The following is a 15,627-nucleotide window of genomic DNA, read 5'->3' on the forward strand; positions in this document are numbered from 1 at the left end:
AAGGACGTTAGCTGCCCATGAAAAATAGGGAATGGCGCTGACTTTCCACGAAAGGCAAGACAGGCATCTTTTTTCAAGAGGCAGGTAGTCCGTGTTCAATTTCTAAGATACAAAGCCTGTAAGAACACAAAGTGAAAATAGGAGGTCTGAGCAAGGAGTATCTACTCCTTGGAAGAACTATCTTTTTCACACTGGGTTCCAGACGTGTTGAATTTCAAGATACAAAGGACCTTAGTTGCCCCTAAAAAATAGTCTAGATTATGGGTGTATAGCCCAAAGCAATACTTCCTTCTCCCAGGTGAGTCCCAATAACACTACCGAAGGTTGCAATTGAAACATCTGTAGCCACTCCACCATCAATCAAAAGTTGACGTAAATCTGCTGCTTTTTGAGGAGCATTCCCGTGAATGACAGTAATCTGGTAATTCCCAATAGCTGTTGCTTCTTTAACAATTTCAACCAAGCGTTTGGTAGCCTTTTTCTCTGTACGAACCTTTTCATATACTTCTATCACACCTTGGTCATTGAAGTATAGGATTGGCTTGATACTAAGGAGATTCCCTAAAATGGCCGCACCATTTGAAAGACGTCCCCCCTTAACTAGATGGTCAAGATCATCCACCATAATAAAGGCTGAGGTATTTTCAATCTGTTCAGTTACTTTATCTAAGATAGACTCGAAACCATCTCCCTGTTCTACCCATTTAAAGACACTTTCAGCCATATAGCCTAAAGGAGCACTTGTAATTCGAGTATCTGGAAAAGCAATGGTCAAACCTTCAAACTCATCCTTCATGTATTGGATATTTTGGTAAAACCCTGAAATTCCAGAAGATAGGAAAAGACCCAAGGCATGTGTATAGCCTTTAGCTTTTAATGATGATAAAATTTCATCTAACTTGGCAATACTTGGTTGGCTCGTTTTTGGCAATTCGCTTGCTGAAGCCATTTTTTCATAAAATTCTTGAGCGGTTAGATTTACACCTTCAACATACTCCTGTCCATCGATATTCACAGGAATGTCTAGCACAAATAAATCTTCTTTCCGCAAGGTTTCCGCTTGTAGAAAAGCAGACGAGTCTGTTATGACCGCTAATTTCATTTCTTAAAACTCCAAATTAATTCCCGGTATATCAAGGGCAATTTCTGTTACTTCATAAGTCAAACGATTAAGCATATCCAAACATGGACGAGCTAGTGTCTCAACCTCTTCTTGGCTGAAATCACTTGGTTGATCGATAATACGACCTTCAACATGATTGACTTGAGAAATCGTTCCACTAATGACAAATCGATCAAAGACAATCATAAAGCTCAAAACAACTACCAAAGAAGTAACTTGATTATCTTGATCATGCTGAAGCAACTGGAAGTTTACATCAACCTTAGTTTCAGGTGCTCCATTTTCATTTTCCCATTCAAAGTTACGCGCATCAAAGTGATACTGGCTGACAAATTCTTGTTCACGTTTTAAATTCATTTTCATCTCCATTAGTACAATATAGTTGCCATTGTACCATATTTTTTTATTTTCTGCTAGAGTTACTAAATACCAATCTCAGTTTTAACAACTTCAGCAATAGTGTCTACATAGTAGTCTACTTCCTCAGTAGTAGGTGCTTCTGCCATGACACGCAAGAGTGGCTCCGTTCCACTTGGGCGAACGAGGATGCGACCATTACCTGCCATTTCTGCTTCCATCTTCTCAATAATAGCCTTGATAGCTGGCACTTCCATGGCTTTTTCTTTCATGGCATTTTCCACACGAATATTGACTAATTTTTGTGGGTAAATGGTCACTTCTGAGGCCAATTGAGACAAACTCTTACCTGTTTCTTGCATGATTTTCGTCAATTGCACAGCTGATAGTTGCCCATCACCAGTAGTATTATAGTCCATCAAGATAATGTGACCTGACTGCTCACCACCGAGATTGTAGCCAGATTTTCTCATTTCTTCAACGACATAGCGGTCTCCAACAGCAGTAACTGCTTTATTGATTCCTTCACGATCCAAGGCCTTATGGAAACCAAGGTTGGACATAACTGTTGTCACAATAGTGTTTTGGGCCAACTGACCTTTTTCAGAAAGGTATTTACCAATAATGTACATAATCTTGTCACCATCGACGATGTCGCCATTTTCATCAACAGCAATTAAACGGTCACTATCCCCATCGAAGGCTAAGCCAATGGCAGATTGACTTTCTTTTACAAGTTCTTGCAAAGCTTCTGGATGAGTTGAACCAACGTTCAAGTTGATATTAAGGCCATCTGGTGTTTCACCGATAACTGTTAATTGAGCACCTAGGTCTGCAAAAATTTGACGAGCACTTGTTGCAGCTGCACCGTTGGCAGTATCCAAGGCCACCTTCATCCCTTCAAGAGGAGTTCCAGTTGAAACAAGGTAGGCTTCGTACTTGCGCAAGCCTTCTGGATAATCAACAACAGTACCTAAACCTTCAGCGCTTGGACGTGGAAGAGTATCTTCACTTGAATCAAGCAAGGCTTCGATTTCTGCTTCTTTGTCATCGTCTAGTTTAAAGCCGTCACCACCAAAGAATTTAATTCCGTTATCAAGGGCTGGGTTATGACTAGCTGAAATCATGACACCTGCACTTGCTCCCTCAGTTTTAACCAAGTATGCTACTGCTGGTGTTGCAAGAACTCCAAGCTTATAAACGTGAATTCCGACTGAAAGGAGTCCAGCAATCAAGGCAGATTCAAGCATTTGACCTGAGATACGAGTGTCTCGTCCTACAAAAACCTTAGGTGCTTCCGTCGTATGTTGACTGAGGACATATCCTCCGAAGCGACCAAGTTTAAAAGCCAATTCTGGCGTTAATTCTACGTTTGCTTCTCCACGGACTCCGTCCGTTCCAAAATATTTACCCATTTTTTATCCTTTTCTATTGTGTTTTATTAGTCTTTTTTTGAAGAGTCTGGCTTGGTTTCAGAACCAGTTGAAGACGAACTGCCCGAAGATGAGCTTGTCGTTGATGAGCTAGAACTACTTGCTGATCTAGCTTGTTTCGTTGTTATCTTCATGGTTGTTTCATACGGTGTAATCACCGTTGGTAAAACTGTTCCATTCTTATCAATAGCTTGTAAGGGAACTGAACCCGTATAATTTCCAGTAATTTTTTCACTCGTTGGTAAGACAGCTACAATCTTATCAATCTTAGATAAGGTATCGCCATCACTTGTAACTGAAACGCGTTCATCTGAAACAGTCACACTGTCAATGAGAATCCGTTCATCAACCTTACCAGAGTCAATCTGTGGAGTGACTGGTAAATTATCCCGTGTTGCCTTCTTCCCAATTTTAACGGTGATTTTCTGCGGTGTTGCTAGGGCTGTTAAACCGCTCGGAAGATTCTCAATGGTCAAGGGTACTTCAACCGTTCCTTCTGTCGCCTGTGTTAAATCTGCAGTAACCTTAAATTTACGAGTGCTTTCTTGCATCTCACTAGCCAAGGTCACTCGATTGGATCCAGTTAAAAATACCGTTACTTCTGAACTAAAACCGCTAATAAAATACTGCTCACTATCGTACTGAATATCAATCGGTACATTTACGACCGTATTGGTATAGGTTTCTGTTCGAGCCGATCTTGCATTATTATTATTTTGGTAATTAATAGAGGTAGCGTAGATAAATAAAACGCAAGCAAAGAGGAGTGAGGAGATGATATATAAACTATTTTTTTTCATTCTTCCAGCCTCCTAATATACGCTCTGTTAAGCTTGGCTCTTGTGAATTTTCCGGAATCAGTATACAACGTAGTTCTTCCTCAAATTCTTCCATCGTTAAATCATGCTTAAAGACACCATTATAGGTAATGGAAATGCCTCCAGTTTCTTCTGACACAACAAATGTTAAGGCGTCTGATACTTCAGATAAACCAATGGCTGCACGGTGTCGCGTTCCAAACTCCTTAGAAATACCAGTGTTTTCAGTAAGTGGAAGATAAGCAGATGTTACAGCTATTCGATCACCTTTTATAATGACTGCACCATCATGTAAAGGTGTGTTTGGAATGAAGATATTGATTAAGAGTTCTGCAGAAATCTTAGCATCTAAAGGAATCCCCGTGGAAATATATTCCTGCAAGGTTCTAACACGCTGAACTGATACAAGTGCTCCAATTTTCCGCGGGCTCATATATTCTACCGCTTTAACAAAGGCCTGAATCATCTGTTCTTCTGAACTCATTGGTGTACTTGAAAAGAAATCAGTCGCACGTCCCAAGCGCTCTAAACCTGTCCGAATTTCTGGAGAGAAAATAACAACCGCTGCAATAACACCGTAAGTAATCAATTGATTGATCAACCAAGAAATAGTCGTTAATCCTAGGGTATTTGCTACTATCTGAGCTAGGATAAAAACTAAAACACCTCGAACCAGGATCATAATCTTGGTTCCTGCAATTGATTTTGTAAATTGGTATAAGATATAGGCAACGATAAGAATATCAATCACATTTATCAGAATACTCCAAGGACTGGAAAATAAACTAGACCAGTATTGAAGATTAGATAATTGCTGAAAATTCATTCTGGGCCTCCTCTCCATAAAAAAGCTACTCTTCATTATATCATTTTATATGAAAATTTTCTTCCCCCTACTTCATTTTAAATTGGTAGAAAATATGATAGAATAAAATGATAGAAATGAATTAAGGAGAAACCATGTCTGAACTATATGATATCACCATTGTAGGAGGTGGACCTGTCGGTCTTTTCGCTGCCTTTTATGCTCACCTTCGTCAAGCCAAAGTACAAATCATCGATTCTCTTCCTCAACTAGGTGGTCAACCTGCCATCCTATATCCTGAAAAACAAATTCTCGATGTTCCAGGTTTTCCAAACCTCACAGGGGAAGAATTGACTAACCGCCTTTTGGAACAACTTGAAGGGTTTGAGACGCCTGTTCACCTCAATGAAACTGTTCTTGAGATTGAAAAAGAGGATGATGTTTTTAAGATTACAACTAATAAGGGAAATCATACTTCTAAAACCGTTATTATTGCTATGGGTGGTGGTGCCTTTAAACCTCGTCCACTAGAATTAGAAGGCGTGGAAGGCTATGACAATATCCACTACCACGTTTCTAATATTCAACAATATGCTGGCAAGAAGGTAACCATCCTCGGTGGTGGTGACTCAGCTGTGGACTGGGCACTAGCTTTTGAAAAGATTGCTCCAACAACACTTGTGCACCGTCGCGATAACTTCCGTGCTCTTGAACATAGTGTACAAGCCTTGCAAGAGTCTTCTGTGACTATCAAAACACCATTTGTACCAAGTCAACTTCTTGGAGATGGAAAAACTCTTGACAAGCTTGAAATATCAAAAGTTAAATCCGATGAGACCGAAAACCTTGAACTAGATCATCTCTTTGTCAACTATGGCTTTAAATCTTCTGTCGGTAATCTTAAAAAGTGGGGATTAGAACTGAACCGCCACAAGATTATCGTCAATAGCAAGCAAGAGTCAAGCCAAGCTGGAATTTATGCTATCGGTGACTGCTGCTACTACGAAGGTAAGATTGACTTGATTGCAACAGGTCTTGGGGAAGCACCAACTGCTGTCAACAATGCCATTAACTACATTGACCCAGAACAAAAAGTACAACCAAAACACTCAACAAGCCTATAATGTCAAAATTACAACTTTATTAAAAAATCAAGTGAAATTTCATGATAAAACGCATAATAACAAGTATCCAAAGAACTTGCTATTATGCGTTTTTATGATTTTAAAAACTTTTCCACTAACCACCTTTATTTGCTTTTTATATAAAGTTTAATACTTATTGATTAGTTTTTTAATATTTCCTCTCATTCCGACATATTCAGACTAACAAACTCTGTGCACCGTATAAGTAATACTAGATAATATTCTATTCTTAGTGTAATTTGTAGTGAAAGTTCGAAGTTAAAATTTACAAATTAACGTTAAATACAGTTATGAACATGTTATAAAGTATGATGTTAGTAGCTGTTAGATTAATTATTACATAAGTTAAGTGTTAAACTGGCTCATTTATTATTCTGTATCGGTAATATAAATTTAACTTCAGCACCACGACAAGCTTCTCTATTTTTCAAGATTACTGATCCACCATGTAATTTAATTATTTGTTCAGTAATAAATAGTCCAATACCATAATTGGTTGCAGAATGCCTGCTATAATCTCCACGATAGAACTGTTCTTTTGCGTGAATTAAATCGATATCAGAAAAACCTTTCCCGTTATCTAATATTGATATTTCTAAAAATTCATCTACAGTTTTTAAATTCAATTCCAATGTAACTATTCCATTATTATTTTCAATTGAATTCGCTAAGACATTTTGCAATGCTCTCTCTAAGAGTTTCAAGTCTACACTCATTATACCATCTTCAACTACTACATTAGTTTTTAGATTGTTAGAATTAATTGATATTAGTTCTTTAGAAACTGTTACCAATTGTTCTGATACAGTTTTTACTGCCAACGATTGTGGCTGGTATTCAGTGGCATTAGAATTCTTATTCATGATTAGAAGTGTTTTTATATATTCAGATATTCTATTGCTATTCCTCAGTATATAATCTATATAAATACTCTGGTCCGCTGTTACAGATGTATTTTTAAGCAACTCAGCATTTCCTTGAACAATAGATACTGGGGTTTTCAAGTCATGTATCAAGGCAGAAATCTGTTTTTGCTTATTTTCTTCCTGTAGCCACTCTTTGATTAATGACTCTTGCAAAGCATTTCTCATTTTCTCCAAGCTAAATAGAACTTCATTAAATTCTTTGACTCTTGAATAATGCAGTTCAAAATCTAAAGTTTGTTCTGATATTTTTTCGGAAGCGGCTAATATAGGTGAAAGCTGTTTTACAAGATATTTAGCCCATACTATTGTAACAATCAATGTATTTAGTAAACTAACTAAAATAAGAATACTGAGATACACTGCATTGACATTAGGAAAATATTTTGCCATGAATTTATTTGTAAAATAGGGTTTTACTGAATATTGAATAATACAATAACCGTCATTTCGTAAAATTTCTATATAGCTATAAGATGGGGTATTATATACTATCTCATTATTATAGTATCGAATTGCTCGATCTTCTTCATCTTTACTCATTGAACTAGAAATGATATTCCCGTCCTTTGAAATTAATAGATATGAAGCATTATCTGGTATAAGATTTTTATCAAAGGTCTCTGTATTGGCTATCGCATTCTTCCGCTCATGAATCTGATTTTCTGTGTAATCGGCAGGTAAAATAAATCCTAATGAATACATGGTGTTGAACATCAGAATTACTAAACCAAGTGAAAGAAACAATACAATTCCTAAACTTATTAGATATTCTAAAAATATTATTCTTAGCGATTGCCCTTTTAATTTTATTCCCATTTATATCCAATTCCCCATACAGTTACTACTGGAGATAAACCTTCCTTCTGTAGTTTTGCGCGAATATTCTTAATATGTTCTGAAATAGCTGAAGAATTACCTATCCCATCATATCCAAATATCATCTCATAAATCTGTTCTCTTGAAAATACTTGCCCGCGCCTACGTGCCAGAAGTTCACAAATTCGATACTCAGATTTTGTAAAAGGAATTTTCTTATCATTTACATAAATTATATTCGCTGATAAATCAAATCTAATTTCTCCAAGATTTAAACTTAAATGTCTCTCTCGGTTTTCTCGACGTAAATGAGCATCAACTCTCGCAATTAATTCATTTACTCCAAAAGGTTTTAAAATGTAATCATCAGCTCCTGTTGAAAAACCTGAAACAATGTCACTTTCCAAAGATTTTGCAGTTAAAAATAAGATGGGACAGTCTACTCTATCTCTAATAGATTTACAATAAGATATACCATCGATTTTTGGCATCATTATGTCTAATAAAATTAAATCATACTCTGATAATTTAGAAATAGGCACCTCTGTTGGATTTTGAAAAATATCTACATGATATAATTTTTGCGTTAAAATATTTTTGATTAAAACTAAAAGATCCATTTCATCATCTATAGCCAATATTTTCACCATCTTATTACCACCTTCATTTCTATTCCATATTAGTTCTGCCGTTCCATTTATTAAACCAAATCAAACTTACAAATAAAATTACAACTATCATTGGTGTTGCAACTAAAGACCATTTAAAAAATTCATAATAAAATAAGTTTTCACCAGATATTTTATCTACAAAGTAAAGACCACAAAGTCTTGAAGACCAAGAACTTGGTATGTAATACCAAATCTTATCCCCCATACTTGTAACAGCAAGCAGAGCTATCAATGTTTCAAAGAAACCAAGACCAATAGAGGCACCACTCCCAAATCTGAGGCTAATAACCAGATGTATTAAATATAACGGAACAACTCCGATAATCATTAAGACTGATTCCAATATCAAATCATAAAATTCTTGATAATTAAAAAATATCAAAAAACTACTTTGGAGTAAAAAAAGTGATAGAGATGCACACAACAATAAGGATAATAACTTACCAATATACATACTAGTTCTTGATTGCGAACCAGTTAACATTATCTGAAAACAACCTGCTTCTGCTTCCATTTCTATTACCTTTGCAGTAATAAAACCAATAATAATCGGGAACAATGCACCTAACGTAATCAAATAATTTAATGTGACATCCTCAATTGAATACCTACTTAGGCTCGTAAATTTAAAACCAGCATATATCATAATCACAAATAGTATTGGGAGAAACAGATATAACCAGGGTAACCAAGTATGTTTTATCTTATATAGTTCAGACTTTAAAATATTTATCACTATCCCACCTCCTGTTTTGCAAACCAAATAGATGATAAGTAAGATAATAGAAGAAATAACAGAATTGAGAAGATACATGGAGGCAAAATGGATGTACTTAACATCATATTTCCTGAATCTGCTGGTAGTCCATTTGGCATAATTTTCAGCATTGGAACCATAGCTCTTATACTCCAACTATATGGGGAAAACAACCAATAATCTCCAGCAGAAAACATTATTCCAAGTACAACACCTAGTAAACCATTTATCATAAGACTAATAGAAAAACCAAACTTTTTAGCTAATAGTAGGCAAAATGGAATTTGCCATATGCTTGATACCACTAATGCTATACTCGAAACTAATAAAGTACTAAAGCTATAGCTTAAAAATATTTGTTCTCCAAAAATAAATTGCACAATTAAAACTGCTATCAAATGAACCAAACTTGTCATCAGAATCAAACAGCTTGCTACAATAATTTTTGATATCCAAATCTTTCTTAAATCAATACTTAGAGGATAAACTGCCCTATATTTTATTTTTTTATCTTCGTATCGATTCATTAAAGCAGGAATCAGTGCATAAGTAATTGGCATAATTATAGTATACCACCAATTATATGAATCTACTGTAAAATATGGTGGTGCCAGTATATAAGAAAGAATTATCAAAGATATAGGTATTATATAGATTATTTTTTTTAAAAAAGTTCTTTTATATTTTAAATAATCACTAAGGATATAATTTATCATTTTTAATTCTCCTTCTTTACTACTTCCAAGAATAAATTTTCTAAACTTTCTTGAGAGTTTTTTATATCTTGGTATTTTAATTCACCTTCACATATTATCCCGATATAATCTGCAACTTGCTCAACTTCGGAAATATTATGGCTGGATAGAATTACTGTAATGCCTTGTTTTGGAAAGCCAAGAATCATCTCCCTTAATTCTTGAATTCCCAATGGATCTAAGCCATTGGTTGGTTCATCTAAAATTAATAATTTAGGATTATTTAACAGTGCTATTGCAATTCCTAATCGTTGTTTCATTCCCAAAGAAAATTTTCCACTTCTTTTTTTACCTGTATTTGATAGACCAACGATTTTTAGAACTTCATCAATTCTTGATTCGGGTAATCCAAGTAACATTGTTCTTACTTTTAAATTTTCTCTTGCACTTAAGTTCTCATATAACGGAGGTAGCTCTATCAAGGCACCAATTTGTTCAAGATCCTTTCTACTCCATGTATGATCATTAAATATAATATCTCCGGACGATTTATGGAGCATTCCTGTTATCATCTTTAGTGTAGTTGATTTCCCAGCACCATTTGGACCAAGTAATCCGTAGATACAATTCTCTTTCACTTGTAATGAAATATTATTCACTACAAGTTGATTCCCAAATTTCTTTGACAAATTCCGTGTCTCTAAAATATTTTTTTCCATTTTGATCCTCCTTAAATTTACACTTCAATAATAAAATATAAATTTAAAGATTTTATAAAGAAAATACATAACTTTTATTGATCTAAAAAATAAACTATAAATACGCAATTTAATGAAGATTAAAAATAAAAATTTGAAATTTTTAGTATTCTATCTAGAACCTTAATCTATTAAAACAACGAATCCTCTGAAAATGAAAATTCCACTGAATGAAACTTCAGTAGAATTTTTAGGATTTGAGGTTATTTTAAAAATTTTTCAAACATCTATCTCGATATATCTTTTTTGAACATCAATATATTATATTTTACAGTTCCTCTGCGATTTTGTTGATCTTTCTCAGGCGATGATTGACACCACTTTTAGTTAAGGGATTTGTCAGACTATCTGCCAACTTTTGAATAGAATAGTCTGGATGCTGAATACGCAGACGGGCAACTTCCTGCAAATCTGCTGGCAGATTATCCAAGCCAATTCTATCTTTGATTTTACTGATATTATTAATGGTTTTCATACTCGCTGAAACCGTACGAGCAATATTTGCCGTCTCTGCATTATTGGCACGATTGAGGTCATTTCGAGTTTCTCGGAGAATCTTGACACCTTCAAAAGTATCACGTGCCTGCATAGCTCCAATAACTATGAGAAAGTCCATGATATCCTCAGCACGCTGAAGATAGGTCACTGCACCTTTTTTTCGTTCAATCACCTTGGCATCCAACAAGAAATGCTGAAGAAGCGCCGCAATCCCTTGGGCATGGTCCAGATAGACTGAGCTGATCTCAAGCTGATATTTACCAGAGTCTGGATCCCGAATACTTCCGTTTGCCAAAAAGGCTCCACAGAGATAGGCACGACCTGCTTCCTCATCTGCTAGAATTTCAGGTGCAATACCTGTCTCTATTCCAAAGAAGGAGTCTGCCAAGTGCAAATCACTCAGTAGTTCTTGAACTCGCTCATCCGTAAAAACAGTATAGACGCGATTTTTACGAAGATTACTCCTCTGATGGTGACGAATTTCTGATTTAATCTCATAGAAGTGCAAAAAAGATTCATAGAGATGACGAGCCAACTTAGCATTTTCTGTAATGACGGACAAGGTCAACCCAGAATTCGATAAACCAATACTACCAGACATCTTAATAATGGCAGATAGTTCGTGGCGACTCAGATGGTGCTGACCCAAAATTTCTTCTTTTACTGCTACTGTAAAACTCATTTTCTCACCTGTATGATCCGCATGAGCTCATCTACGATTAAATCACCATCGTGAAAGGCTCCTCCATTTTCCAAGCGTAGAAAGTTGGATGAAATGACACGTGGGACTTGCTTACGCAAACCTTCAAAATCATGCTCAACCTGCACCAAATATTCATCAAAACGGTTGGTATCCATATAGTCCCTCGGAACCTTTTCGATATTAACAAGGACAGTATCGATAAATGGACGGCCCAAATGACGATGCAGGACTTCTACGTGATCACTATCTGTGAAATGCTCGGTCTCTCCACGCTGGGTCATGATGTTGCAGACATAGGCAATTTCAGCCTTGGTTTCCAGAAGCGCCTGACCAATTTCTTCAATAACAATATTAGGCAAAATCGAAGTAAAGAGTGAACCTGGTCCCAAGACAATCATATCACTTTCGAGAATAGTGTTAACCACCCGGCGGCTAGCTTCAGGTTTCTCATCATCAAGCGTATTAGTGACGTAAACATGATCAATCATGCCTGGATGATCAGCAATGTGACTCTCGCCAGCTACCTCTGTCCCATCTTTAAAGACAGCATGGAGTGTCAAAGGATGGTCACTTGATGGGAAAATCTTCCCTGTAGTATGGAAGAATTTACTCAGCAATTGCATGGCATTATAGGTCGAACCCTGCATTTCAGATAATCCAGCTATGATAATGTTTCCTAATGGATGACCAGCAAAAGCACCTGCATCCTCTGAAAAACGGTATTGAAAGACCTTTTCATAGAATTTTGGCATATCTGACATGGCTACAAGGACATTACGCAAATCACCTGGTGGTGTTAACTGTTGAATGTTTTTACGAAGTTCACCTGAAGAACCTCCATCATCAGCAACAGTTACAATCGCTGCGATCTCGACATCCTTTTCCCTTAAACTTTTTAAGATAACGGGGATTCCAGTTCCCCCACCAATCACCGTAATTTTTGGTTTTCTCATGAACGGTTTACCGTTTCCTTTCTTCGGTCTTTATCACGATGACTTTCATTTACAGACCAATTCTTAGACAAATCATTGGCTAAGCGTTTGGCAAATGCAACACTTCGGTGTTGTCCACCAGTACAACCAATCGCAATAGTTAAGACTGATTTTCCTTCTTTTTTATAGCCTGGTAGAATTGGTTCAACCAAGGCTAACAAATGACGGTAGAAATCTTCAGATTCCTCATGTTTCATGACATAGTCGTAAACGGCCTGGTCTTCACCTGTTTGATTACGAAGTTCTGGTTGGTAGTAGGGATTTGGCAAAAAGCGGACATCAAACACTAAGTCAGCATCAATTGGAATGCCGTATTTAAACCCGAAAGACATAACCTCAATACGGAAGGACTGAGCCTGTTCTTGATCTGAAAATTGCTCTGCAATCGTCTTACGAAGTTCACGGGGAGTTAACTCTGTTGTGTCTACTACATTTTGACTCATGTTTTTTAAGGGAGCCAAGAGTTCGCGTTCCAACTTGATCCCGTCCAAGATACGACCATCTGCTGCCAGAGGGTGACTTCTTCTAGTTTCCTTATAGCGTGCCACCAATTCCTTATCAGCAGCATCCAAAAAGAGAATCTTGAAGTCCAAATCATCTTGGTTTTCCAATTCGTCCAAGACAGCCTGAATCTCTGAGAAGAAAGAGCGACTTCGCATATCCACCACTAGGGCTAACTTGTGGTCGTCATCCTTGGTCTCTACCAACTGCAAAAACTTTGGCAATAGAGCTGGTGGCATATTATCAATGGTAAAATATCCTAAATCCTCAAAGGATTGAATGGCTACAGTTTTCCCTGCACCACTCATCCCTGTTACAATCACCAGGTGAAGTTGTTTCATTGTCATCATAGTCTCCTTATATCAAAAGAAGTTTGGAAGAACCAAACTTCAACTCGCTTATCCAATCTCAGCGATGACTTCAATTTCGACTTTTACATCGCGAGGAAGACGAGCTACTTCTACAGCTGAACGAGCTGGAAATTCCTTATTAAAGGCTGTTTGGTATACCTCATTGAAAGGTACAAAGTCGTTCATATCACTCAAGAAACAAGTTGTTTTAACAACGTGGTCAAAATCTGTGCCTGCTTCTGCCAAAATAGCTCCAATGTTTTTCAAGACTTGTTCGGTCTGTTCTTGAATCGTTTCTCCTATGATTTCTCCAGTTTCAGGAGATAAAGGAACTTGACCGCTAGCAAACAAAAGGTTCCCAACGATTTTTCCTTGAACATAAGGTCCGATTGCCTTTGGAGCCTTGTCTGTATGAATTGTTTTTGCCATATATATTCCTCACAATTTTTCTAAAATAGCATCCCAAGCTTGATCCATTCCTGCTTTTGTTACGGATGAAAAGAGGATAAAATCATCACTTGGATCAAAGTTTAATTTCTTTTTAATGGCTGATTCGTGCTTGTTCCATTTCCCACGCGGAATCTTGTCTGCCTTGGTCGCCACAATGATGACAGGAATCTCATAATATTTAAGAAATTCGTACATCTGTACATCATCTGCTGACGGATCATGGCGAAGGTCAACGAGACTGACAACTGCTCGAAGATTTTCACGAGTGGTTAAGTACTCCTCAATCATGCGTCCCCATTTTTCGCGTTCCTTTTTGGACACACGGGCATAACCGTAACCAGGTACATCTACAAAACGCATCTTATCATCAATGTTAAAAAAGTTCAGCAACTGAGTTTTACCAGGTTTCCCTGATGTCCGAGCTAGGTTCTTACGGTTAAGCATAGTGTTGATAAAGCTTGATTTCCCAACATTTGAGCGACCTGCGAGCGCAATTTCTGGAAGTTCATCCTGTGGATAGTGAGATTTGTTAGCTGCACTCAGCAAAATCTCAGCATTGTGTGTATTGATTTCCATAGTCACCTCTAGGCTGTCTCTAGGATTGGCTTAGCTGTTCCATCAACTGCTTCTTTTGTGATACGAACTGTTTTCACATTTTCTTGACTTGGAACTTCAAACATAACATCTAGCATGGTTTCTTCGATGATTGAGCGAAGCCCACGCGCACCAGTCTTACGTTCAATAGCTTTGTTAGCAATCTCTTGGAGAGCCTCATCGTCAAATTCAAGCTCAACATCGTCATATGAAAGCAAGGTCTGGTATTGTTTAACCAAGGCATTTCTTGGCTCTTTCAAAATGCGAACCAAGTCATCTACTGTCAACTGCTCCAAGGCTGCAAAGACAGGCAAGCGTCCAATTAATTCAGGAATAATACCGAATTTTTGAATATCTTCTGCAATGATTTCTTGCATGTATGAGCTGTTTTCATCAATAGCCTTGTTATTTTGTCCGAAACCGATGACTTTTTCACCAAGACGCTGTTTGACAATTTCTTCGATTCCATCAAAGGCACCACCCACGATGAAGAGGATATTCTTGGTATCTACTTGGATCATTTCTTGTTGTGGATGTTTGCGTCCACCTTGTGGAGGAACACTTGCTACTGTACCTTCGATAATCTTAAGGAGGGCTTGTTGCACACCTTCACCAGAAACATCACGTGTGATGGAAACATTTTCGCTCTTCTTAGCAATCTTATCAATCTCATCGACGTAGATAATTCCACGCTCTGCACGTTCGATGTTGAAGTCAGCTGCCTGCAAGAGTTTGAGGAGGATATTTTCCACGTCCTCACCTACATAACCAGCCTCAGTAAGAGCTGTTGCATCTGCAATGGCAAATGGTACATTCAAACTTCTAGCAAGTGTTTGAGCAAGGAAAGTCTTCCCTGAACCAGTTGGGCCAATCATCAAAATGTTTGATTTTTGCAAATCCACATCTTCTGACTCTTCACGAGTGTCATGGAAATTGATGCGTTTGTAGTGGTTATATACAGCCACTGCCAAGGCACGTTTGGCACGATCTTGACCGATCACATAGTGGTTCAAGATGTTTAGGAGTTCGATTGGTTTTGGTACTTCAGACAAGTCTGCTAGGACTTCCTCTGCCAACTCCTCACGAATGATTTCCTGGGCTAACTCCACACACTCATTACAGATAAAGGCGTTGTTCCCAGCGATTATTTTTTTAACTTCTTCTTGGCTTTTGCCACAAAATGAGCAATAAACCATCATATCATTTTTCCTATTTGTAGGCATGATTCCCTTCCG

17 protein-coding genes are annotated in these 15,627 nt (G+C 37.2%); 1 reads left to right on the forward strand and 16 read right to left on the reverse strand.

Going from position 1 to position 15,627, the window contains the following annotated elements; all coding sequences use genetic code 11:
• Positions 1 to 253: 253 nt before the first annotated feature.
• From QM928_RS01040 to cdaA, 5 genes are all read right to left on the reverse strand, one after another.
• The gene (locus tag QM928_RS01040; protein WP_075232110.1) at positions 254 to 1,102 is read right to left on the reverse strand and encodes a DegV family protein; all 849 of its coding nucleotides are present in this window, start codon (positions 1,100 to 1,102) and stop codon (positions 254 to 256) included.
• A 3-nt stretch (positions 1,103 to 1,105) separates the two neighbouring features.
• Entirely contained in the window at positions 1,106 to 1,480 is a 375-nt protein-coding gene (locus tag QM928_RS01045) for a DUF1149 family protein (RefSeq protein WP_075232111.1), read from the reverse strand.
• A 65-nt stretch (positions 1,481 to 1,545) separates the two neighbouring features.
• Positions 1,546 to 2,895, reverse strand: a complete 1,350-nt coding sequence (glmM, locus tag QM928_RS01050) for a phosphoglucosamine mutase (RefSeq protein WP_414294332.1) — start codon at positions 2,893 to 2,895, stop codon at positions 1,546 to 1,548.
• A 26-nt stretch (positions 2,896 to 2,921) separates the two neighbouring features.
• Positions 2,922 to 3,713 carry a YbbR-like domain-containing protein gene (locus QM928_RS01055; RefSeq protein ID WP_414294331.1) on the reverse strand — a complete coding sequence of 264 codons (792 nt, stop codon included), beginning with the start codon at positions 3,711 to 3,713 and terminating at the stop codon, positions 2,922 to 2,924.
• Positions 3,700 to 4,557, reverse strand: coding sequence for a diadenylate cyclase CdaA (gene cdaA / locus QM928_RS01060; protein ID WP_414294330.1), 858 nt, complete (start codon positions 4,555 to 4,557; stop codon positions 3,700 to 3,702). Before cdaA ends, QM928_RS01055 begins: the two co-directional genes overlap by 14 nt.
• Positions 4,558 to 4,691: 134 nt before the next feature.
• On the opposite strand from cdaA, the gene QM928_RS01065 reads away from it, so the two are divergent.
• Positions 4,692 to 5,660: an NAD(P)/FAD-dependent oxidoreductase gene (locus QM928_RS01065; RefSeq protein ID WP_414294329.1), complete on the forward strand. Its 969-nt coding sequence runs from the start codon at positions 4,692 to 4,694 to the stop codon at positions 5,658 to 5,660.
• A 383-nt stretch (positions 5,661 to 6,043) separates the two neighbouring features.
• Here the strand turns inward: QM928_RS01065 and QM928_RS01070 are convergent, their stop codons facing one another.
• From QM928_RS01070 to clpX, 11 genes are all read right to left on the reverse strand, one after another.
• The gene (locus QM928_RS01070) at positions 6,044 to 7,423 is read right to left on the reverse strand and encodes a sensor histidine kinase (RefSeq protein WP_414294328.1); all 1,380 of its coding nucleotides are present in this window, start codon (positions 7,421 to 7,423) and stop codon (positions 6,044 to 6,046) included.
• The gene (locus QM928_RS01075) at positions 7,414 to 8,073 is read right to left on the reverse strand and encodes a response regulator transcription factor (RefSeq protein WP_414294327.1); all 660 of its coding nucleotides are present in this window, start codon (positions 8,071 to 8,073) and stop codon (positions 7,414 to 7,416) included. Before QM928_RS01075 ends, QM928_RS01070 begins: the two co-directional genes overlap by 10 nt.
• Before the next feature lie 19 nt (positions 8,074 to 8,092).
• On the reverse strand, positions 8,093 to 8,830 hold the full coding sequence (locus QM928_RS01080; protein ID WP_414294326.1) for a lantibiotic immunity ABC transporter MutG family permease subunit: 738 nt from the start codon (positions 8,828 to 8,830) through the stop codon (positions 8,093 to 8,095).
• The gene (locus QM928_RS01085; RefSeq protein ID WP_414294325.1) at positions 8,830 to 9,567 is read right to left on the reverse strand and encodes a lantibiotic immunity ABC transporter MutE/EpiE family permease subunit; all 738 of its coding nucleotides are present in this window, start codon (positions 9,565 to 9,567) and stop codon (positions 8,830 to 8,832) included. The genes QM928_RS01080 and QM928_RS01085 overlap by 1 nt, the downstream gene beginning before the upstream one ends.
• 2 nt (positions 9,568 to 9,569) lie before the next feature.
• Positions 9,570 to 10,265, reverse strand: a complete 696-nt coding sequence (locus tag QM928_RS01090) for a lantibiotic protection ABC transporter ATP-binding protein (RefSeq protein ID WP_371620441.1) — start codon at positions 10,263 to 10,265, stop codon at positions 9,570 to 9,572.
• Positions 10,266 to 10,572: 307 nt separating this feature from the next.
• A complete protein-coding gene (whiA, locus tag QM928_RS01095; protein ID WP_414294324.1) occupies positions 10,573 to 11,484 on the reverse strand; it encodes a DNA-binding protein WhiA in 912 nt (303 codons plus the stop codon).
• Entirely contained in the window at positions 11,481 to 12,458 is a 978-nt protein-coding gene (locus tag QM928_RS01100) for a YvcK family protein (protein ID WP_414294323.1), read from the reverse strand. The genes whiA and QM928_RS01100 overlap by 4 nt, the downstream gene beginning before the upstream one ends.
• Entirely contained in the window at positions 12,455 to 13,345 is an 891-nt protein-coding gene (rapZ, locus tag QM928_RS01105) for an RNase adapter RapZ (protein ID WP_414271266.1), read from the reverse strand. Before rapZ ends, QM928_RS01100 begins: the two co-directional genes overlap by 4 nt.
• A gap of 51 nt (positions 13,346 to 13,396) precedes the next feature.
• Positions 13,397 to 13,777, reverse strand: coding sequence for a RidA family protein (locus tag QM928_RS01110; RefSeq protein ID WP_311522701.1), 381 nt, complete (start codon positions 13,775 to 13,777; stop codon positions 13,397 to 13,399).
• Between the two features lie 9 nt (positions 13,778 to 13,786).
• Positions 13,787 to 14,374 (reverse strand): ribosome biogenesis GTP-binding protein YihA/YsxC, encoded by a 588-nt coding sequence (gene yihA / locus QM928_RS01115; protein WP_049494688.1) that lies wholly within the window; start codon positions 14,372 to 14,374, stop codon positions 13,787 to 13,789.
• 8 nt (positions 14,375 to 14,382) lie between these two features.
• On the reverse strand, positions 14,383 to 15,615 hold the full coding sequence (clpX, locus tag QM928_RS01120; protein WP_006145154.1) for an ATP-dependent Clp protease ATP-binding subunit ClpX: 1,233 nt from the start codon (positions 15,613 to 15,615) through the stop codon (positions 14,383 to 14,385).
• Between the last annotated feature and the right edge of the window lie 12 nt (positions 15,616 to 15,627).

Origin of the sequence: Streptococcus infantis (genome assembly GCF_047460405.1) — a bacterium.
GTDB lineage: Bacteria > Bacillota > Bacilli > Lactobacillales > Streptococcaceae > Streptococcus > Streptococcus infantis_Q.

Coding starts and splice junctions, on each gene's coding strand:
- glmM (WP_414294332.1), bottom strand. CDS start 2,895: ATGGGTAAATATTTTGGAACGGACGGAGTCCGTGGAGAAGCAAACGTA.
- cdaA (WP_414294330.1), bottom strand. CDS start 4,557: ATGAATTTTCAGCAATTATCTAATCTTCAATACTGGTCTAGTTTATTT.
- QM928_RS01045 (WP_075232111.1), bottom strand. CDS start 1,480: ATGAATTTAAAACGTGAACAAGAATTTGTCAGCCAGTATCACTTTGAT.
- QM928_RS01070 (WP_414294328.1), bottom strand. CDS start 7,423: ATGGGAATAAAATTAAAAGGGCAATCGCTAAGAATAATATTTTTAGAA.
- rapZ (WP_414271266.1), bottom strand. CDS start 13,345: ATGACAATGAAACAACTTCACCTGGTGATTGTAACAGGGATGAGTGGT.
- QM928_RS01110 (WP_311522701.1), bottom strand. CDS start 13,777: ATGGCAAAAACAATTCATACAGACAAGGCTCCAAAGGCAATCGGACCT.
- clpX (WP_006145154.1), bottom strand. CDS start 15,615: ATGCCTACAAATAGGAAAAATGATATGATGGTTTATTGCTCATTTTGT.
- QM928_RS01055 (WP_414294331.1), bottom strand. CDS start 3,713: ATGAAAAAAAATAGTTTATATATCATCTCCTCACTCCTCTTTGCTTGC.
- yihA (WP_049494688.1), bottom strand. CDS start 14,374: ATGGAAATCAATACACACAATGCTGAGATTTTGCTGAGTGCAGCTAAC.
- QM928_RS01085 (WP_414294325.1), bottom strand. CDS start 9,567: ATGATAAATTATATCCTTAGTGATTATTTAAAATATAAAAGAACTTTT.
- whiA (WP_414294324.1), bottom strand. CDS start 11,484: ATGAGTTTTACAGTAGCAGTAAAAGAAGAAATTTTGGGTCAGCACCAT.
- QM928_RS01100 (WP_414294323.1), bottom strand. CDS start 12,458: ATGAGAAAACCAAAAATTACGGTGATTGGTGGGGGAACTGGAATCCCC.
- QM928_RS01090 (WP_371620441.1), bottom strand. CDS start 10,265: ATGGAAAAAAATATTTTAGAGACACGGAATTTGTCAAAGAAATTTGGG.
- QM928_RS01075 (WP_414294327.1), bottom strand. CDS start 8,073: ATGGTGAAAATATTGGCTATAGATGATGAAATGGATCTTTTAGTTTTA.
- QM928_RS01065 (WP_414294329.1), top strand. CDS start 4,692: ATGTCTGAACTATATGATATCACCATTGTAGGAGGTGGACCTGTCGGT.
- QM928_RS01040 (WP_075232110.1), bottom strand. CDS start 1,102: ATGAAATTAGCGGTCATAACAGACTCGTCTGCTTTTCTACAAGCGGAA.